A 19,857-nucleotide genomic window follows, 5' to 3' on the forward strand; every position below is an offset into this window, starting at 1 on the left:
ACAGCGACAGCAAAAGCAGAGGCTGCGGCACCAGCAGCCCTTTCCACCAGAGTTCCCACACCGGCGGTGCTGGTCCTCGAGGACGGCCGCATGTTCCGCGGCACTAGCTACGGCGCGCAGGGCACGGCCCTGGGCGAGGCCGTGTTCGCCACCGGCATGACCGGCTACCAGGAAACCATCACCGATCCTTCCTACGCCCGCCAGCTGGTGGTGCAGACCGCGCCGCACATCGGCAACACTGGTGTGAACAGCGAGGACGCCGAGTCCCGCCGCATCTGGGTGGCCGGCTACATCGTCCGCGACGCCGCCCGCCGCCCGTCCAACTGGCGTGCCGAACGCTCCCTGGACGAAGAACTCATCGAGCAGGGGATCGTCGGCATCCAGGGCGTGGACACCCGCGCTATCACCCGCCACCTGCGTGAGCACAAGACCATGCGCGCCGGCATCTTCTCGGGTGCGGCCGCCAAGGCCACGGACAAGGAACTCCTTGACGCGGTCCTGGCCAGCGCCCCGATGGAAGGCGCCCGCCTGGCCGAGGAAGTCAGCGTCAGCGAAGCCTATGTGGTGGACCCCAAGGACCACGGCTGGGACGGCGAACCGCGCTTCAGCATTGCCGCGATCGACCTCGGCATCAAGGCCATGACCCCCATCCGCTTCGCCGAGCGCGGCGTCCGCGTCCATGTCCTGCCGGCCACCTCCACCCTCGAGGACGTCAAGGCCGTCAACCCGGACGGCTTCTTTATGTCCAACGGCCCCGGTGACCCCGCCACGGCAGACGCCCAGGTCAAGCTGCTGCGCTCCGTCCTGGACGAGAAGCTGCCGTACTTCGGCATCTGCTTCGGCAACCAGATCCTGGGACGCGCCCTGGGCTTCGGCACCTACAAGCTCCGCTACGGCCACCGCGGCATCAACCAGCCCGTACTGGACCGCCGCACCGGCAAGGTGGAGATCACCTCGCAGAACCACGGCTTCGCTGTCGACGCGCCGCTCGACGGCGCCACGCAGGCTCCCGAGGAGCGCTACGGCCGCGTTGAGGTCAGCCACATCAGCCTCAACGACGACGTCGTTGAAGGCCTCGCGTGCCTGGACATCCCGGCCTTCTCGGTGCAGTACCACCCGGAAGCCGCAGCCGGCCCGCACGACGCCGCCTACCTGTTCGACCGTTTCATCGACCTGATGGCCGTCACCAAAACCGGCGCAGAGAACACCACCGATTCCAAGACTGAGGACAAGAAGTAATGCCCAAGAGAACTGACCTTAAGAGCGTCCTGGTCATCGGTTCCGGCCCGATCGTGATCGGCCAGGCCGCGGAGTTCGACTACTCCGGTACCCAGGCACTGCGTGTCCTCAAGGAGGAGGGCCTGCGGGTCATACTGGTGAACTCGAACCCGGCCACCATCATGACGGACCCCGAGTTCGCCGATGCCACCTACATCGAGCCCATCACCCCCGAGGTGGTGGAGAAGATCATCGCCAAGGAGCGCCCGGACGCGATCCTGCCCACCCTCGGCGGGCAGACCGCACTGAACACGGCCATCGCGCTGGACAAGAACGGCGTGCTGGCAAAGTACAACGTGGAGCTCATCGGCGCGAACATCGCGGCCATCGAGCTTGGCGAGGACCGCGAAAAATTCAAGGGCGTGGTGGAACGCTGCGGCGCCGAATCTGCCCGCAGCCACATCATCCACACCATGGACGAAGCCTTCGCCGCCGCCGAGGACCTCGGCTACCCGATGGTGGTCCGGCCCTCCTTCACCATGGGCGGGCTGGGCTCCGGCCTGGCGTACAACGAAAACGACCTGCGCCGCATCGTCGGGCAGGGCCTGCAGTACAGCCCCACCAGCGAGGTGCTCCTCGAAGAGAGCATCCTCGGCTGGAAGGAATACGAGCTCGAAATGATGCGCGACAAAAACGACAACGTCGTGGTGGTCTGCTCCATCGAGAACTTCGACCCCGTGGGCGTCCACACCGGCGACTCCATCACCGTGGCACCGGCGCTGACCCTGACGGACCGCGAATACCAGCGGCTGCGCGATATTTCCATCGCCGTCATCCGTGAGGTGGGCGTGGACACCGGCGGCTGCAACATCCAGTTCGCCATCGAGCCGGACACCGGCCGGGTAGTGGTCATCGAAATGAACCCCCGCGTCTCCCGGTCCTCCGCTCTGGCGTCCAAGGCCACGGGCTTCGCCATCGCCAAGATCGCCACCAAGCTCTCCCTCGGCTACACGCTGGACGAGATCCCGAACGACATCACGCAGAAGACCCCGGCGTCGTTCGAACCCACCCTGGACTACGTGGTGGTCAAGGTTCCGCGCTTCGCCTTCGAGAAGTTCCCGGCCGCTGACGACACCCTCACCACCACCATGAAGTCCGTGGGCGAAGCCATGGCCATGGGCCGCAACTTCACCGAGGCCCTGCAGAAGGCCCTGCGCTCCCTGGAGCAGAAGGGCTCGCAGCTGGACTTCAGCTCCGTCCCCGAATGGGAAGTCCCGGAGCTGATCGAGAAGGCCAAGCGGCCCACCACGGAACGCCTGCACCAGGTCCAGCGTGCCCTGCTCGGCGGCGCCACCGTGGAACAGCTGTTCGAAGCCACCAAGATCGACCCCTGGTACCTGGACCAGCTCCAGCTGCTCAACGAGATCTCCCACGAGATCCGCAAGGCCGGAGCCCTGACCGTGGAGATGCTCAAGCGCGCCAAGCGCCACGGCTTCTCGGACGAGCAGATCGGTTCCCTCACGCACAACTCCGAGGCCGTGGTCCGCGGCGTCCGGCAGGCCCTCGGGATCCGCCCGGTCTACAAGACCGTGGACACCTGCGCCGCCGAGTTCGCCGCCTACACCCCGTACCACTACTCGTCCTATGACGAGGAGGACGAGATTGCGCTGCACTCCAAGCCGTCCATCCTGATCCTCGGCTCCGGCCCCAACCGCATCGGCCAGGGCATCGAGTTCGACTACTCCTGCGTCCACGCCTCCATGGCGCTGCGCAAGGCCGGCTACGAGACCGTGATGGTCAACTGCAACCCGGAAACCGTCTCCACGGACTACGACGTCTCCACCCGCCTGTACTTCGAGCCGCTGACCCTGGAGGACGTCCTCGAGGTCATCGCTGCCGAGGAACGCACCGGCGGCGTGATGGGTGTCTTTGTGCAGCTCGGTGGCCAGACCCCGCTGAAGCTGGCACAGCAGCTGGCCGACGCCGGTGTCCCCATCCTGGGCACATCCCCGGAAGCGATCGACCTCGCCGAGCACCGCGGCGAGTTCTCCCGCGTGCTCGACAACGCCGGGCTGATCTCCCCGAAGAACGGCACCGCGGTGTCCTTCGACGACGCCAAGAAGATCGCCGACGAGATCGGATACCCCGTCCTGGTCCGTCCGTCCTACGTGCTCGGCGGCCGCGGCATGGAAATCGTCTACGACGAGCCGAACCTCTCCCGGTACATCGCCAACGCCACGGAAATCACCCCGGACCACCCGGTGCTGATCGACCGGTTCCTGGAGGACGCCGTCGAAATCGACGTCGACGCCCTCTTCGACGGTACCGACATGTACCTGGGCGGCATCATGGAACACATCGAGGAGGCCGGCATCCACTCCGGCGACTCCGCGTGTGTCCTGCCTCCCATCACCCTGGGCAACAACGTGATCGAGCGTGTCCGCACGGCAACCCGCGCCATCGCCGAGGGCGTGGGCGTCCGCGGCCTGATCAACATCCAGTTCGCGCTGGCCTCCGACGTTCTCTACGTGCTCGAAGCGAACCCGCGTGCGTCCCGCACCGTGCCGTTCGTCTCCAAGGCCACCGGCGTGCAGATGGCGAAGGCCGCCGCGCTGATCGGCACGGGCGTCACCATCCACCAGCTCCGGACCGCCTACAAGATGCTGCCGGAAACCGGCGACGGCTCCACGTTGCCGCTCGACGCCCCGGTATCGGTCAAGGAAGCCGTGCTTCCGTTCAGTCGCTTCCGCACCCCGGAAGGCAAGGTGGTGGACTCGCTGCTCGGCCCGGAAATGCGGTCCACCGGCGAAGTCATGGGCATCGACAAGCACTTCGACACCGCCTTCGCCAAGAGCCAGGCAGCCGCCAACAATGCCCTGCCCACCGAAGGCAAGATCTTCGTCTCCGTGGCCAACCGGGACAAGCGGGCGGTCATCATGGCCGTGAAGCGCCTCTCGGACCTCGGCTTTGAGATCGTCTCCACCGGCGGCACCGCCGACGTCCTGCGCCGCAACGGCATCCAGGCCAGCACGGTCCGCAAGGTCGCCGAGGGCAGCAGTGCCGAAGGCGAGGGCACCATCGCAGACCTCGTCATCGCCGGCGAGATCGACATGGTCTTCAACACCCCCTCCGGCGGCGAGGCCCGCAGCGACGGCTACGCCCTGCGTGCTGCAGCGACCTCCATCGGCATCCCCTGCATCACCACGGTGGCCGAGTTCAACGCGGCGGTGCAGGCCATCGAGGCGATGCGCACCTACGAATGGTCGGTGACCAGCCTGCAGGAGCACGCCGCCGCCCTGGTGGCGTCCCAGGAGGCAGCTGCGGAGAACGCGGCGGCCGAGTCTGCGGTTTCGCAGCATGCCTGAGGCCGGTTCCGCCTCATCAGGCCCCGCCGGCCGGGAGTCCTTTGGCTCCCGGCTCGGGGCGGCCATGGCGGCCAGCGGCCCGCTGTGCGTGGGCATTGACCCGCACCCGGCACTCCTGAAGGACTGGGGACTGGCCGACGACGCCGCAGGGCTGAGGCGGTTTTCGCTGACGGTCCTGGAGGCCGTCGGTTCGCTCGCTGCCGCGGTGAAGCCGCAGGTGGCGCTCTACGAGCGCCACGGTTCGGCCGGGATGGCAGTCCTTGAGGAAGTGCTGGCCGCGGCAACGCAGGCGCAGGTCCTCACCATTGCTGACGCCAAGCGGGGCGATATCGGCTCCACGATGGCTGCCTACGCGGACGCCTGGCTGCGGGACGGCTCGTCACTGGCAGCCGACTCCGTGACCCTCAGCCCGTACCTGGGGTTTGAGTCGCTCCGCCCGGCCCTTGACCTGGCAGCGGACTACGGCCGGGGCGTATTTGTCCTGGCGTTGACCTCCAACCCGGAGGGGGCTTCCGTGCAGCATGTGGGCGGAGCCGACTCCGTGGCCCGGCGGATCGTCGAGGCGGCAGCGGCCGAGAACAGCCGTTATGCCGGCGGCCTGGGGTCCGTTGGACTCGTTGTCGGCGCCACTGTGGGGTCAGCGTTGACTGACCTGCACCTGGACCTCCCGGCGGTCCGTGGACCCATCCTGGCCCCGGGACTGGGCGCCCAGGGTGCCACACCGGCAGACCTGCGCCGGACCTTCGGGGCGGCGTACCCGCAGGTCCTGGGGACGTCCAGCCGGGATATCCTGGCTGCCGGTCCAGGGACCCAGGGTCTCCGTGATGCTGCGTTGCGCACGCTGGAGGGCCTCCGCGGCGAATAGCGGCCCGAAGCTGGCATCCATTGATTCACCGCCCACCAAGGGGTAGGTTTCAGGACAAGTCCACTGGCGGTCGCCTTGGACTCAGCCGATGAATCCGGGGGTGTCCTCCATGAGCCTGCGACCCTTATCTCCTTCGGAACGCGCGGCGGCCCTGAACAAGGCGGCCGCCGCGCGGGCCGCCAGGGCGGCCGCCAAAGAGCGCCTCAAAAACGGCAAGACGTCGGCAGCGGACCTTATCGGTGCCGCCGCCGCGGATGACGCCCTGGCCCGGATGCGGGTGGTGGAGCTGTTGGAGGCCCTGCCGGGCATCGGAAAAGTCAGGGCTGCAGCCATTATGGAGCAGTTGGGCATAGCGGCCTCCCGCCGTCTCCGCGGGCTGGGCATTCACCAGCGCCAGGCGCTGGTAGATTTTATAGACGAGAAATAGGGCGTTTCCTAGAGGCGCCCGAACCCAAACTCCGCCGCAAAGGAATACGTGAGCAAGAAACCGGGACTGACAGTCCTCGCTGGTCCGACGGCTGTTGGCAAAGGCACCGTGTCCACCTACATCCGGGATAACTACCCCGAAGTCTGGCTTTCCGTATCGGCCACCACCCGTGCTCCGCGGCCCGGTGAGCAGGATGGCGTCCACTACTTCTTCAAGTCCAAGGAAGAGTTCGAGTCGCTCGTTGCGGCCGGCGAGTTCCTGGAATGGGCCGTGGTCCACGGCCAGAACACCTACGGCACGCTGCGGAGTTCCGTGGACCAGGCCATCGCGGCCGGCAGGTCCGTCCTGCTGGAGATCGATCTGCAGGGTGCACGCCAGGTCAAGCAGGCCGTTCCTGACGCCCAGTTTGTGTTCCTGGCGCCGCCCAGCTGGGACGAAATGGTCCGCCGACTGGTGGGCCGCGGCACGGAAACCGAGCAGGAGCAGCAGCAGCGGCTGGAAACAGCTAAACTGGAACTTGCCGCTGAACCGGAGTTTAACCACACCGTCATCAATGATGACGTTCGCCGGGCAGCGGACGAGCTTGTTTCACTCATGGGGCTGACCCCGCACCCGCACTAGTAGCCGGTAGCAGCCAGCCCGTTAGAATTTGGAGAATTCGTGTCCACGAACCTTGAAGGCATCATCAACCCGCCGATCGACTCACTGCTTAAGGCAGCTGATTCCAAGTACGGCCTGGTGATCTTCGGTGCCAAGCGTGCACGTCAGATCAACGCTTACTACGCCCAGCTGCACGAGGGCCTGTTCGAGTACGTCGGCCCCCTGGTCGACACCAAGCTGAACGAGAAGTCGCTGTCCATCGCCCTGCGCGAAATCAATGAAGGCAAGCTCGTTTCCACGCCGATCGAAGCCGCAGAGTAAGTTCAGACTGCCCTGTTGACGGAGGTCACGTGCGCATAGTCCTCGGAGTCGGGGGAGGGATTGCGGCCTACAAGGTCGCATCGCTCCTCCGGCTTTTTACTGAAGCCGGCCACAATGTCACGGTGATTCCCACCGAGGCAGCCACCCGCTTTGTGGGTGTCGCCACGTGGGAGGCCCTGTCCGGGAACCCGGTCAGCAACAGCGTCTTCGACGACGTGCACCAGGTCAACCACGTCAGGCTCGGCCATGAGGCCGACCTCATTGTGGTGGCGCCCGCGACGGCCGATCTTTTGGCTCGGGCGGCCACCGGACAAGCCAATGACCTCCTCACCAACACGCTGCTTATGGCCAGCGGCCCGGTACTCTTTGCCCCCGCCATGCACACGGAGATGTGGCAGCACGCCGCCACCCGCGCCAACGTTGAAACGCTGCGGAGCAGGGGAGTGGCCGTCCTGGAACCGGCCAGCGGCCGGCTCACCGGCACCGACTCCGGTCCGGGCCGCCTGCCTGAGCCCGAAGCCATCTTCGACGCCGCCATGGCACTCGCCCAGGGCCAGTCCGATTACCAGCTTCCGCTGGCCGGGCGGACCGTCACAGTCAGTGCAGGCGGAACGCGGGAACCGCTGGACCCCGTCCGTTTCCTGGGCAACCGGTCCTCCGGTAAGCAGGGCGTGGCGCTGGCCGTCGCCGCCCGCAACGCGGGTGCCACGGTCCGCCTGGTCGCCGCCCATATGGAGGTCCCGGCGCCGGCAGGGGTGGACGTCGTGACCGTTGAGACCGCGCTGGAGTTGCGCGAGGCCATGCTGGCAGCCGCGGCGGATTCCGACGTCGTGATCATGGCTGCGGCCGTGGCGGACTTCCGCCCCGCCGAGATCTCCGGCACCAAGATCAAGAAACGTGATGACACCGCGGACCCCGTCATTTCCCTGGTCCGGAACCCGGACATCCTCCAGGAACTGGTCGAGGTCCGGGACCACGCTCCCGAAAACCAGGCCAGCCGCCGGAGCCAGCTGATTGTGGGCTTCGCAGCAGAGACCGGTGACGGCCAGGGCGACGTCCTGACCTACGCGGAGGCAAAGCTCAAGCGCAAGGGCTGCGATCTCCTGGTGGTCAATCATGTGGGATCGGACAAGGTTTTTGGCCAGGACAGCAACTCGGTAGTCATCCTTGCCCGCTCCGGCGCCGAACCACAACTGGCCGCCGGTACCAAAACCGAGGTTTCGGCCGCCGTCATCACGCGGGTCGGCTATGAGCTGAACCACGTTTCGCCACGCGCCTGACCGAAAGCCACGCACCGTTTCCTTAGCACGGGGACACACGCCGCCGGACGTCCGATTCCCAACCAGTAAGGTAGTTGAGTGACTTTACCGCTGCACATTCCCCACACCCACGGGGCCACGCCCTCCGCCCTCCGGCTCTTCACGTCCGAGTCGGTCACTGAAGGCCACCCGGACAAGATCTGCGACCAGATCAGTGACGCCATCCTGGATGCACTGCTCGCCGCGGACCCCGAGTCCCGCGTCGCCGTGGAGACCATGGCCACCACCGGCCTGGTCCACGTTGCCGGTGAGGTCACTACCGACGCCTATGTAGAAATCCCGCAGATCGTCCGCGAAACCATCCTCGGCATCGGCTACGACTCCTCGGCCAACGGCTTTGACGGTGCCCGCTGCGGCGTCTCCGTCTCCATCGGACAGCAGTCCAACGACATCGCCGGGGGTGTCTTCAACTCCCTCGAAGCCCGCGAAGGCCGCCAGGAGGACGACTACGACCTCCAGGGCGCCGGCGACCAGGGCCTGATGTTCGGGTACGCGAGCGACGAAACCCCGTCCTACATGCCGGTGCCGATCTGGATCGCGCACCGCCTGTCCGAACGCCTCACCGAGGTGCGCAAGTCCGGCGAACTGTCCTACCTCCGCCCCGACGGCAAGACCCAGGTCACCATCGGCTACGACAAGGACGTCCCGGTTTCCGTCGAAACCGTCGTCATCTCCAGCCAGCACGCCGCAGGCACCAGCCTGGACCGGCTGCGCGCGGACCTCGCCGCCTTTGTTATTAAGCCCGTCTTGGCTGCAGCCAACCTGGACATTTCCCGGGCTGCCAACATCCTGAACCCGGCCGGTGAGTTTGTCATCGGCGGGCCCGTCGGTGACGCCGGCCTGACCGGACGCAAGATCATCGTGGACACCTACGGTGGCATGGCCCGCCACGGCGGCGGCGCCTTCTCGGGCAAGGACCCCTCCAAGGTGGACCGTTCCGCTGCCTACGCCATGCGCTGGGTTGCCAAGAACGTCGTGGCGGCCGGACTGGCAAAGCGCGCCGAGATCCAGATTGCCTACGCCATCGGCCAGGCCCGCCCCGTGGGTACGTACGTCGAGACCTTCGGCACCGAGACAGTGGACCCGGCCAGGATCAGCGCCGCCATCGCGGAGATCTTCGACCTCCGCCCGCGTGCCATCATCGACGCCCTGGACCTCAAGCGTCCCATCTACGCGAAGACCGCCGCGCACGGACACTTCGGCCGTGACGATCCCGACTTCACCTGGGAGCGCCTGGACCGGGTGGAGGACCTGAAGGCCTTCTTCAACGCGTAGGCCAGTCCGCCATGGCCTCTGATGAGTCTGTCCCTCCCGGCGCCGTCCAGTTGTCGCTGCTGCAGGGCTTCCCGGCGAAGGCCAGGCCGTCCGGGCCCCCGCTGGCCGCGCACCTTCCGGTGGCCAGGGTCCTCGTGGAGACGCCGCTGCCGCATCTGGACCGGCCTTTCGACTACAGCGTGCCGGCCGAACTGGACGGGGCCGCACAGGCCGGCGTCCGGGTAAAGGTCAGCTTCAACGGCCAGGACCTGTCCGGGTTCATCATTGAACGGACTGAAGAATCCGACGCCGGCCACACCCTGGTGCCCCTGCAGAAGGTGGTCTCTCCCGTCGTCGTCCTGACGCCGGCTGTCCGGGACCTGGTGTCCGCCGTCGCGGCCCGGTATGCGGGCACGGTCAGTGACGTCCTTCGCGTCGCGGTGCCTCCGCGCATGGCGAGGCTCGAGAAGGACTTCCTCTCGATGCCGGCAGCAGAGCCTGCGTCACCGGAACCGCCGGCCGACGCCGGGGCTTTGACCGGCCAGGACGTCCCTGACGGGATAGAAGCAGACTGGGCCGGTTACCGCAACGGCCCGGCATTTGTCCGCCACCTGAGGGACGGCGGATCCCCACGGGCGGTCTTCAACCCGCTCCAGGGATTCGGCCCGGCAGCTTGGCCGCATCTGCTGGCAACGGCCGTGGCAGCAGTCCGTGCCTCCGGCCGCGGCGCCGTGGTGGTGGTGCCGGACTACCGGGACCTGGACCAGCTGGAAAAGGCGCTCCTGGCGGTGCTGCCCGCCGACGATATCGCCCGGCTGACGTCCGACGACGGCCCCACCCCCCGCTACCGGAACTTCCTGCGCCTCCTTGCCGGGTCCGCGCGCGTAGCCATCGGCACGCGCTCGGCAGCGTTTGCCCCGGTCCGGGATCTGGGCCTGGTTGCCTGCTGGGACGACGGCGACGACCTCCACATCGAACAGCGTGCACCGTACGCCCATGCCCGCGACGTGCTGCTGCTGCGCGCGGACCAGGAAGGCACAGCGTGCCTCATGGCCGGTCATTCCAGGAGCACGGAACTCCAGCGGCTGGTGGAGGCCGGCTGGGCCATGCCCGTTGAGGCCGATCGGGCGTTCGCACGACGCACCGTGCCCCGGGTACTGAACACTGCGGACAGCTTCGAACAGGAACGCGACCCCCTAGCGCTGGTTGCGCGGCTTCCCGGTGCCGCGTGGCGGGCTGCCAAGGACGGGCTGGAACGTGGGCCCGTCCTGGTGCAGGTGGCCCGCGCCGGCTACGCGCCGTCGCTCGTCTGTGAGACGTGCCGCGAACCCGCCCGCTGCCAGGCCTGCCAGGGTCCCCTTGCCCTGGCCGGAGCCAGCGGCAGCTCCGCGGTCCCGCAGTGCCGCTGGTGCTCCACGCCGGCACCGGAGTGGCAGTGTGCCCATTGCGCGGGGCACAAGCTCCGTAAGGGCGCCACAGGCGTCCTGCGCACAGCCGAAGAGCTGGGCAGGGCATTTCCCGGAAAAACCGTCATTACGTCCTCGGGCGGCAACATCAAGGCCGGCGTTGGCAGCGCCAAGGCCTTGGTGGTGGCCACCGTCGGGGCCGAGCCCGTGGCGGAAGGCGGTTACGCAGCGGCGCTGCTCCTCGACGGCGACTCCCTGCTCCGCCGGGAGAACCTCCGCGCCGGGGAAGACACTGTGCGCCGTTGGTTCAACGCCGCGGCTTTGGTGCGCCCGGCGTCCGACGGCGGACTGGTGGTCATCACCGCGACGGAAAGTGTTGCTGTTGGAGCGCTGCTGCGGTGGGATCCGGCCGGGTACGCCCGGCGCGAGCTGGAACTCCGGATGGAACTCCAGCTGCCGCCGGCGGTCAGGATTGCCTCGGTCACCGGCCCCCGGGCCGCCGTCGTACATTTTTCCGGGACCGTGGAGAAGGAGCTGGCCGCCGCCGGCGTGACGCTGCGGACCGCAGGACCGGCTCCGCTGGTCCTCACCGGTCCAGCGGCCGCCGGGGGAGCCGGAGGTGCCCAGGGGGCCGGGGAGGACGCCCGGACCCTGCTGTTCTTCGCATACGGGCAGGCAGCCACTGTCACCCGGGTGTTACGTGCAACGAAGGCTGCGGCCGCCGCCAAGAGGACCACGGAACCGGTCCAGGTCAGGCTGGACGGCGTGGACGTCCTCTAGCGGCTTCCTCTGCCGGCATCAGTCAGCGGCTGCGCCGCGCCATGATGTCGTGGGCCACGTCCACCAGCTGCTGCGCGGATTCGTCCCAGCTGAACCCCTGCGCACGTGCCACGGAACGCCGGGACACCTGTTGCCAGTGGGCGTCGTCCCGCAGTTTTTGCACGGCCGCGGCGAACTCTGCCGGAAATGCGGGATCAACGTAGGTTGCCGCGTCGCCGCCCACCTCGCGGAAAATCGGGATGTCGCTGGCGATGACCGGCGTGCCGAGGGCCATGGCCTCCACCAGCGGAAGACCGTAGCCTTCGGCGCGGGAGAGGCTCACCAGTGCGGTGGCGCGCTTGAGCAGGACGGCATATTCGTCATCGGTGACCCCGTTGTGGAAGACCACTGTGGCACCGGGCGGCACCATGATCTCCAGCTCGGCCCGGCGCTCGGCGGTGATCCTGCTTAGCAGGTGCAGGGTGAAATCTGGCAGCTCGGACATGCCGGCCACCATTGTTTCAACGTTTTTGTAGGGCATAAACGAGCCCATGTACACCAGCGAATGGTCCGCCCCGGCGGCGGGATCACGCGATTCCTGGGTGGGCTGCGGGGCGTTGCTGATGATCCGCACGGGCCTTTTGGTGAGCCGGTACTTGGCCATCAGCGCTTCCGTGGTCCGGCTGATGGTGGCAACGGTGTCCGCCCGGTTGAGAAGGACGCGCTGCGGCCAGAATGCCTTGTGGTAGAGCCGCCAGAGCACGCGGACGGGCGCCGGCAGGAATCCCGGGGGAGCGGGGTGCTCGTAGTAGATGAGGTCGTGCAGGGTCAGGACCAGGCCGTACTTGCGACCCCAGCTGCCCATGGTCTGCATGGGGCACACCACAACATCGGCGCCGAGCGGGTTGATCCTGCGGGCCACGAACAGCTCCAGCGGGGACAGCGGACTGTTGATCAGCGTGTACGGAACATCCGGGAGCAGCGCCAGTTGGCGCGTGTCGCTGATAAGCATGGAAACGTCGGCCACCTTTGCCGTGGCGGCGATGAGGCTGGCTCCGTAACGGCTGATGCCGTCGTGATGATCGGTCCGGGTGAATCGTGCATCGATGACTATCTTCACGCGGGGTGGTCCTTAAGGAAGCTGCGGATGAAGCCGGCGGCGGGGCCGGGCGTTTCGTAGTGGATCAGGTGGCCGACGCCGGGAATGACTTTGAGGACGCCGTCGGGGAGGAGCGAGGCGAGACGGTGCTGGTCCGGCAGAGTGGCAATCTCGTCTTTTTCGCCAGCGACCAGGAGCACCGGCAGGCTCAGCTTCCCGGCCACCTCGGCCACATGGCCGCTGACCGAGGCCGTGAACGATTCGAGGAGGCTTTCCCGGTTCGCGAAAGCGCTGAAGTAGGCATGGTGCTGGCCGTGGATGAAGCGGCGCAGGTCTGTGTCGGCCGTCTTGGCCATGGCCTCGCTCATGACCCTGACAATCAGCGGACTGCGCAGCAGTGCCAGTCCCAGCGGGCGGGGGAGCCGGGCCGCCAGCCGGTAGTAGAGGACGGCCAGCTGGGTCATGATGCCCTTGGGGCCTTCCAGGGCGGGCGCGGCGATGGGGTTGATCAGGATCAGCGGTGTGACGGTACCCGGGTGGGTGGCGACAAAATGGGCGGCGACGATCGAGCCGAAGGAGTGCCCCAACAGCACGGTGTCCGGGCCGAGGCCGAGCGCCGCCGTAAAGTCGGTGACAAAGGTGCCGTACTGCTCCACCGAATGTTTCCCGGACACGAACGCGGCGGAGCTGCCGAACCCCGGCAGGTCCGGCATGATGATGCGCATTTCCGGCAACTGGTCTGCAACCCGGAGCAGGCCGTGGTGATCGCCGCGGAAACCATGGATGACCAGGATGGTGCGGGTGTCCGGTGTGGCCTGGATCGGTTCGTAAGTCCAGTACGCCACGGTGCTGCCGTTAATCACGATGTCGGCGGCCCGGGTGCGGGCGGCCAGCCCGGCGCTGAAGAAGGAGGGCGCAGGGGATGGCTGTTGATCGGCGGTTTTCATGACCCTCGGTCCTAGTTGACGTTGTCGGGGTGGGACCCGGTGCGCTGACCGCGGTCAAGCTCGGCAAGGGCTGCCATGTCGCGGTCTGAAAGTTCAAAGCCGAAGACGTCCAGGTTTTCCCGGATCCGGGATTCGGAGCTTGCCTTCGGAATGGCGATGTTCCCCAGCTGGATGTGCCACCGAAGAATGATCTGGGCTGCTGTCCTGCCGTGCTCGGCGGCCAGGGCCAGGACCACGGGATCCAACAGAACGTGTCCGCGCGCCAGGGGACTCCAGGCTTCCGTCCGGATGCCCAGGGCGTGGTGCTTGTCCCTCAACTCCGCCTGCTGCAGCCACGGGTGCAGTTCAATCTGGTTCACGGCGGGCACCACTTCGGCGCTCTCAAGCAGCCGGTCCAGGTGCGCGGGCTGGAAGTTGCAGACACCGATGGCGCGGACTTTGCCTTCGCGGTACAACGTTTCGAGGGCGCGGTATGTGTCGGTGAACAGATCCCGCTTGGCGCAGGGCCAGTGGATCAGGTACATGTCCACGTAGTCCAGGCCGAGGTTGACCATGGAGGTGTCGAAGGCACGGAGGGTTGAGTCGTACCCCTGGTCATCGTTCCAGACCTTCGTGGTGATAAATACGTCCTCGCGCCGCAGGCCGGGCGAGGACTCTCCGGAGCCGCCGCTTCTGCCTTCGGAGTCCATGGCGGGGCCGAGCCCCCGCGCCACGCCGGTTTCGTTGCCGTACATCGCTGCCGTGTCAAAGTGGCGGTATCCGGTGCCGAGGGCCGTGGCCACCAGGCCGGATGCTTCCGCTGCCGGAACCTTGTACAGCCCGAATCCCAACTGGTCGATCAGCACACCGTTGTTGAGGCTGAGCCGGGGTGAGGTTTTCATAGCATTGACTTTACCCATTGGGCCAGGCGACACCGCCAAAGCCCACCAGGCGGCGCGCGGTGGCTTCATCCACGATCAGGTCGGTGGCAAGGCCAGCGGAGAGGGCGCCCCGCAGGCCGTTGATCTTGGATGCCCCGGAAATCACGCAGATCCGCCGCCGGACCTGGCGCAGCTGGGCGAGCGCCGGACCCGTGGAGCGTTCGTTCAGGACGATGCCGTCAGAGGATCCGTCACGCCGGAAAAAGACCGTGGCAACGTCACCCACCACATCTGAATGGGCCAGCATCTTGAGATCGCTCTCGTCCAGGTATCCACCCGCATAGACGTGGCTCGGGTAGTCGGCGTGCACGGATCCAACGCCGAAGATCGCGATGCTCATCCGGGCCTGCAGGTCCAGGATGCGCTGCACACTGCGCTCATTCCACATGGCGGTTTTGGTGGCCGCATGGTCAAAAAACGCGGGAACAGGGAATTGCTCCACGCGTGCGCCGTAGGCACTTCCGAAGCGGCGCATGATGTCACTCGCGTAGGTGATACCGGTGGTGTGCATGTTGCCAGCGCCGTTCAACTGGACCACAACGGTATCGTGTGTGATCTTGCGCGTGAGGTGCCTGCTGACCGCACTGATCGTTGAACCCCACGCGACGCCGATAATCGCATTGGAGTCCACCAAAGGGCCGATGGTGCGGGCTGCCTGAATGGCCACGCGGTCCAGGGTTTCGGCTTCGTTCAACGACTCCAGCACCGGAACTACGTGCACGTCCACGTTGTACTCGCGCCGGATCATGCTTTCGAGTTCGGGGCCCGTATCAAGCGGGTTGCGGATCTGGATCTGGACCAGTCCGGTGTCCCTGGCCGCCGACAGAAGCCTCGAAACAGTGGACCGGGATGTCCGCAATTCGCGGGCGATCGCGTCCATCGTCAGGTCCTGGAGGTAATACATCTGTGCAGCCCGCAGCGCATCTGAGTGCCGGGAAGGTGTCATTCTGATTCCATTCTGCACGTTTGTGCATAGTGCTTGACTACATTTTCCATTAGTCCAAACAATAGTTGAAGAACGACGGTGCGTCCGGCGGATGCCGGCACGCCAATAACCCAAGGAGCAGTGTTGGGACTCAAAGATTCATTCGGCCACAGCGGAGCCACGCCCGCCCACAGCACCGAGCCGCGCGCATCGGTGCAGGGTCTGCGGAACCGTCCGCACGCCAAGGTATTGATCATCGGCGGTGGCATCAACGGCGTGGGAACCTTCCGCGACCTCGCCCTGCAGGGAGTGGACGTGGCCCTGGTGGAGCGTGGCGACTACTGCCAGGGTGCCAGCGGAGCGTCCTCCCACATGATTCATGGCGGCATCCGTTACCTGGAAAACGGGGAATTCCGCCTCGTCCGCGAATCCGTGGTGGAACGCAACCGCCTCCTGCGGATCGCACCGCACTACGTGAAGCCCCTCCAGACCACCATCCCGATCTTCAGCACCTTTTCCGGCGTCCTGTCCGCACCGTTGCGGTTCCTCACGCACAAACAGCAGGGCAAGCCCAAGGAGCGCGGCGCGTTCCTGATCAAACTGGGGCTGAGCATGTACGACTCGTTCTCCCGGGACGGCGGTTCCGTGCCGCGCCACCAGTTCCGCGGACGCAAGCGTGCCCTCGCCGAGCTACCGCAGCTGCACCCCGGCATCAAATACGCAGCCACCTACTTCGACGCGTCGGTCCACAACCCCGAGCGCCTTACGCTCGATGTGCTCCAGGACGGCGAGAAAGCCGGGCAAGTCAGCGGCGGACCGGAAAGCTCAACAGCACGGGCGAGCAACTACCTTGCACTCCATTCGCTCGGCGGGGCTGCCACCCAGTCCGGCACAACAGGGTCAGGCACCACGGTCCAGCTCCGCGACGAACTGACTGGCGAGCTGTTTGATTTCACCGCGGACGTCATTGTCAACACCACCGGCGCCTGGGTGGACCTGACCAACGAAGCCATGGGGGCGGCGTCGGCCTTTATGGGCGGCACTAAGGGATCGCACGTAGTTCTGGACCACCCGGTCCTGCTCGAGGCCTGCAAAGGCCGGGAGATCTTCTTTGAGCACACGGACGGCCGGATCGTTTTGATCTATCCCATGGGCGACCGGGTTCTGGTGGGAACCACTGATGTCCTTGCCGACATGTCGAAGGACGCTGTGTGCACGGAGGAGGAGATCGAGTACTTCTTTGACCTGATCGGACACGTCTTCCCGGACATCACCGTGCATCGTGACCAGATCGTCTACACGTTCTCGGGTGTCCGCCCGCTGCCACGCCACGACGCCACGCAGCCGGGGTTTGTCTCGCGTGACTACCGGATTGAACGGCGTACGCCGGCTGCCGGGGCACCCGGCGCAGGAACCGCCGTCGTACTCAGCCTGGTGGGCGGCAAGTGGACCACTTTCCGGGCCCTGGCCGAGCACATGGCAAATGATGTCCTTGCCGAGCTGGGGATGGAACGGAAGGTCTCGACGGCGAAACTCGCCATCGGAGGCGGCGCCGGCTTCCCCGAGGATGACGCCGGAATCCAGAAATGGATCAAGGCGCACATGGGTGCCGGCCGGGATGCGGACCGCACCGCCGTCCTGCTGACCCGCTACGGCACGAGGGCTGACGACGTGATCCGGTACCTTGATGCCGGCCCGGACAGGATGCTCCGTTCCACGCGTGAACTCAGCGTTCGTGAGCTGGAGTTTATGGCCCGGAATGAGCAGATCGGGCACCTCATCGATGTCCTGGTCCGGCGAACCTCGCTTGCCTTCCGGGGCCTGGTGACCGGTGAACTCCTCGTCGAAGTGGCCGATGTCCTTTCCGCGCCGCTCGGCTGGGACGCGGCAGCCAAGGCTGGCGAGATCCAACGTGCACGGGAGGTGCTGGAGCGCTTCCACGGCGTGCAGATCCACAGCCTGGTGGCCTAGGCAGGCCAGGCTGCATCCGGGGCGTCAAAGCGCTCCGGTTCAACGGTCCTTCAACCCGCGAAGGACCGCACAATAGAAAATAGAGGAGTCAATGATGTCTCTTGGAATTGTTTTTCTTTCCGAAGTCTTCGGAACGGCGATGCTCACCCTGCTGGGTTGCGGCGTCGTGGCCAACGTTGCCCTGAAGGGCACAAAAGGCAACAGCGGCGGGTTCCTGATGGTGACCTGGGGGTGGGGGATCGCCGTCTTCGCGGGTGTTTTTGTTGCCGCCAAATCCGGCGCCCACCTCAATCCCGCCGTCACGCTGGGCCTACTCGCCAAGCAGAGCAAAGAGTATGCCCCCGGCGTCCCGGTAGATGTGGCCTCAACTTTCACCTACTTCGGCGGTGAAATGCTCGGCGCTTTCCTGGGCGCTGTCCTTTGCTGGGTCGCATACAAGCAGCACTTCGATGCCGAACCCGTGGAAGCCAACAAGCTGGCGACGTTTTCCACCGGTCCGGCCATCCGCTCCACGCCCTGGAACCTGCTCACGGAGATCATCGGCACGTTTGTCCTGGTCTTCGTCATCCTGACGTTCGGCGGGACGCCCTCGGGCCTGGGGCCGCTGGCGGTGGCACTGCTCGTGGTGGGCATCGGCGTATCCCTGGGTGGACCCACGGGTTATGCCATCAATCCGGCCCGTGACCTCGGGCCCCGAATCGCCCACGCAATCCTGCCCATCAAGGGCAAGGGCTCCAGTGACTGGGCCTACTCCTGGATCCCCGTCGTGGGGCCGCTGGTCGGCGGTAGCCTTGCCGGCCTGGTGGCGTTCTGGGTTCCCGCGATCATGCCTGCCGTCGCCGGCTAGTAACCATTTCAAACTCACACAAAAATACAGACAAGGACGTCACCATGAACCAATACGTCATCGCCATTGACCAGGGCACCACCAGCTCCCGCGCCATCATCTTTGACCACAGCGGCGCTATCGTGTCCTCGGGCCAGATGGAGCACGAGCAGATCTTCCCGCAGGCGGGCTGGGTAGAGCACAACCCTGCCGAGATCTGGAACAACACCCGCGAAGTGATCGCGTCCGCCCTCTCCAAGGCGAACCTGACCCGGCACGATATCGCCGCCGTCGGAATTACCAATCAGCGCGAGACATCCGTCGTCTGGGACAAGACCACCGGCGAGGCCGTCTATAACGCGATTGTCTGGCAGGACACACGGACCCAGGACATCGTGGATGAGCTGTCCAAGGACGGCGGCCCGGAGCGGTTCAAGCAGAAGGTGGGGCTGCCGCTGGCCACGTATTTCTCAGGGACAAAGATCAAATGGATCCTGGACAACGTTGACGGCGCCCGGGCCAAAGCGGAAGCCGGCGACCTGATCTTCGGCAACACCGACGCCTGGGTCCTCTGGAACCTGACGGGCGGGGTGGACGGCGGCGTGCACGTCACGGACGTCACCAACGCCTCCCGCACGTTGTTCATGGACCTGGAGACCCTGACCTGGGACGAGGAGATCCTGGGCATCTTCGGAGTGCCGCTGAGCATGATGCCGGCCATCAAGTCCTCCTCGGAGGTCTACGGCGCCGTGCACACGTCCCAGCTGCTGCGCGAAGTTCCCGTGTCAGGCATCCTGGGTGACCAGCAGGCCGCCACGTTCGGGCAGGCGGCGTTCGAGGCCGGTGAAGCCAAAAACACGTACGGCACCGGCTGCTTCCTGATTTTCAATACCGGCGAGGAGATTGTTCACTCGAAGAACGGTCTGCTCACCACCGTCGGGTACAAGCTCGGCGATGCCCCAGCGCACTATGCGCTGGAAGGCTCCATCGCGGTCACCGGTTCCCTGATTCAGTGGCTCCGGGACAATTTGGGCATGATCAGCAGCGCGCCGGAGGTAGAAACGCTGGCGGCGGCCGTTGAGGACAACGGCGGCGTCTACATCGTTCCGGCCTTCTCGGGGCTCTTCGCCCCGTACTGGCGTTCGGATGCCCGCGGCGCCATCGTGGGCCTGACCCGGTTCGTCAACAAGAACCACATCGCCCGGGCGGCGCTGGAGGCCACAGCCTTCCAGACCCGCGAGGTGCTGGACGCGGTCAACGCGGATTCCGGCGTTCCGCTCACTGAACTGAAGGTCGACGGCGGCATGGTTGCCAACGACGCGCTGATGCAGTTCCAGGCGGACATCCTGGGCGTTCCGGTGATCCGGCCGAAGGTAGTGGAAACCACCGCACTGGGCGCCGCCTACGCAGCCGGCCTCGCCGTCGGCTTCTGGAAGGACCTCGGCGAACTCTCGTCCAACTGGTCCGAGGACAAGAGGTGGGAACCGAACCTGGACCAGGCCGAGCAGGACCGGCAGCTGCGCCTGTGGAGGAAGGCCGTGACGAAGTCCATGGATTGGGTCGACGAGGACGTCCGCTAGGCACTCCGAACCGTCTACGGACAGCAACGAACAGGGAGGGTGGCCCGAGGAGTGC

The 19,857-nt window shown here is 66.1% G+C and carries 16 protein-coding genes; 12 read left to right on the forward strand and 4 right to left on the reverse strand.

Features of this window, described 5'->3' with window-relative positions:
- Positions 1–66: 66 nt before the first annotated feature.
- The 9 genes from carA to V6M49_RS04300 all read left to right on the forward strand — a co-directional run bounded on the left by carA (position 67) and on the right by V6M49_RS04300 (position 11,555).
- A complete protein-coding gene (gene carA, locus V6M49_RS04260; RefSeq protein ID WP_332760210.1) occupies positions 67–1,239 on the forward strand; it encodes a glutamine-hydrolyzing carbamoyl-phosphate synthase small subunit in 1,173 nt (390 codons plus the stop codon).
- A complete protein-coding gene (gene carB / locus V6M49_RS04265; protein WP_332760188.1) occupies positions 1,239–4,583 on the forward strand; it encodes a carbamoyl-phosphate synthase large subunit in 3,345 nt (1,114 codons plus the stop codon). Before carA ends, carB begins: the two co-directional genes overlap by 1 nt.
- Positions 4,576–5,448, forward strand: a complete 873-nt coding sequence (gene pyrF, locus V6M49_RS04270; protein WP_332760189.1) for an orotidine-5'-phosphate decarboxylase — start codon at positions 4,576–4,578, stop codon at positions 5,446–5,448. The genes carB and pyrF overlap by 8 nt, the downstream gene beginning before the upstream one ends.
- A 109-nt stretch (positions 5,449–5,557) precedes the next feature.
- On the forward strand, positions 5,558–5,875 hold the full coding sequence (gene mihF, locus V6M49_RS04275) for an integration host factor, actinobacterial type (protein WP_168223552.1): 318 nt from the start codon (positions 5,558–5,560) through the stop codon (positions 5,873–5,875).
- Between the two features lie 48 nt (positions 5,876–5,923).
- On the forward strand, positions 5,924–6,496 hold the full coding sequence (gene gmk, locus V6M49_RS04280) for a guanylate kinase (RefSeq protein WP_141140718.1): 573 nt from the start codon (positions 5,924–5,926) through the stop codon (positions 6,494–6,496).
- Positions 6,497–6,535: 39 nt separating this feature from the next.
- Positions 6,536–6,796, forward strand: a complete 261-nt coding sequence (rpoZ, locus tag V6M49_RS04285) for a DNA-directed RNA polymerase subunit omega (RefSeq protein WP_056340218.1) — start codon at positions 6,536–6,538, stop codon at positions 6,794–6,796.
- A gap of 29 nt (positions 6,797–6,825) precedes the next feature.
- On the forward strand, positions 6,826–8,076 hold the full coding sequence (gene coaBC, locus V6M49_RS04290) for a bifunctional phosphopantothenoylcysteine decarboxylase/phosphopantothenate--cysteine ligase CoaBC (RefSeq protein WP_332760193.1): 1,251 nt from the start codon (positions 6,826–6,828) through the stop codon (positions 8,074–8,076).
- Between the two features lie 78 nt (positions 8,077–8,154).
- Positions 8,155–9,390 (forward strand): methionine adenosyltransferase, encoded by a 1,236-nt coding sequence (gene metK / locus V6M49_RS04295; RefSeq protein WP_141140716.1) that lies wholly within the window; start codon positions 8,155–8,157, stop codon positions 9,388–9,390.
- 11 nt (positions 9,391–9,401) lie between these two features.
- The gene (locus V6M49_RS04300; protein WP_332760194.1) at positions 9,402–11,555 is read left to right on the forward strand and encodes a primosomal protein N'; all 2,154 of its coding nucleotides are present in this window, start codon (positions 9,402–9,404) and stop codon (positions 11,553–11,555) included.
- Between the two features lie 22 nt (positions 11,556–11,577).
- On the opposite strand, the gene V6M49_RS04305 is transcribed toward V6M49_RS04300, so the two are convergent.
- The 4 genes from V6M49_RS04305 to V6M49_RS04320 are packed head-to-tail and all read right to left on the reverse strand — an operon-like array spanning position 11,578 to position 15,446.
- Entirely contained in the window at positions 11,578–12,654 is a 1,077-nt protein-coding gene (locus tag V6M49_RS04305) for a glycosyltransferase family 4 protein (RefSeq protein WP_332760196.1), read from the reverse strand.
- Positions 12,651–13,580: an alpha/beta fold hydrolase gene (locus V6M49_RS04310; RefSeq protein ID WP_332760197.1), complete on the reverse strand. Its 930-nt coding sequence runs from the start codon at positions 13,578–13,580 to the stop codon at positions 12,651–12,653. Before V6M49_RS04310 ends, V6M49_RS04305 begins: the two co-directional genes overlap by 4 nt.
- 11 nt (positions 13,581–13,591) lie before the next feature.
- Positions 13,592–14,461, reverse strand: coding sequence for an aldo/keto reductase (locus tag V6M49_RS04315; RefSeq protein ID WP_104060716.1), 870 nt, complete (start codon positions 14,459–14,461; stop codon positions 13,592–13,594).
- A 10-nt stretch (positions 14,462–14,471) separates the two neighbouring features.
- The gene (locus V6M49_RS04320; protein ID WP_058932384.1) at positions 14,472–15,446 is read right to left on the reverse strand and encodes a sugar-binding transcriptional regulator; all 975 of its coding nucleotides are present in this window, start codon (positions 15,444–15,446) and stop codon (positions 14,472–14,474) included.
- Between the two features lie 123 nt (positions 15,447–15,569).
- On the opposite strand from V6M49_RS04320, the gene V6M49_RS04325 reads away from it, so the two are divergent.
- The 3 genes from V6M49_RS04325 (at position 15,570) to glpK (ending at position 19,802) form a co-directional block, all read left to right on the forward strand.
- Entirely contained in the window at positions 15,570–17,396 is a 1,827-nt protein-coding gene (locus tag V6M49_RS04325) for a glycerol-3-phosphate dehydrogenase/oxidase (RefSeq protein WP_141140711.1), read from the forward strand.
- A 94-nt stretch (positions 17,397–17,490) separates the two neighbouring features.
- Complete coding sequence (locus V6M49_RS04330; protein WP_056340190.1) at positions 17,491–18,243, forward strand: MIP/aquaporin family protein; 753 nt, start codon at positions 17,491–17,493, stop codon at positions 18,241–18,243.
- A gap of 44 nt (positions 18,244–18,287) precedes the next feature.
- A complete protein-coding gene (gene glpK, locus V6M49_RS04335) occupies positions 18,288–19,802 on the forward strand; it encodes a glycerol kinase GlpK (protein WP_332760200.1) in 1,515 nt (504 codons plus the stop codon).
- The last annotated feature ends 55 nt before the right edge of the window (positions 19,803–19,857 follow it).

Source organism: Pseudarthrobacter sp., assembly GCF_036675385.1.
Lineage (GTDB): Bacteria > Actinomycetota > Actinomycetes > Actinomycetales > Micrococcaceae > Arthrobacter.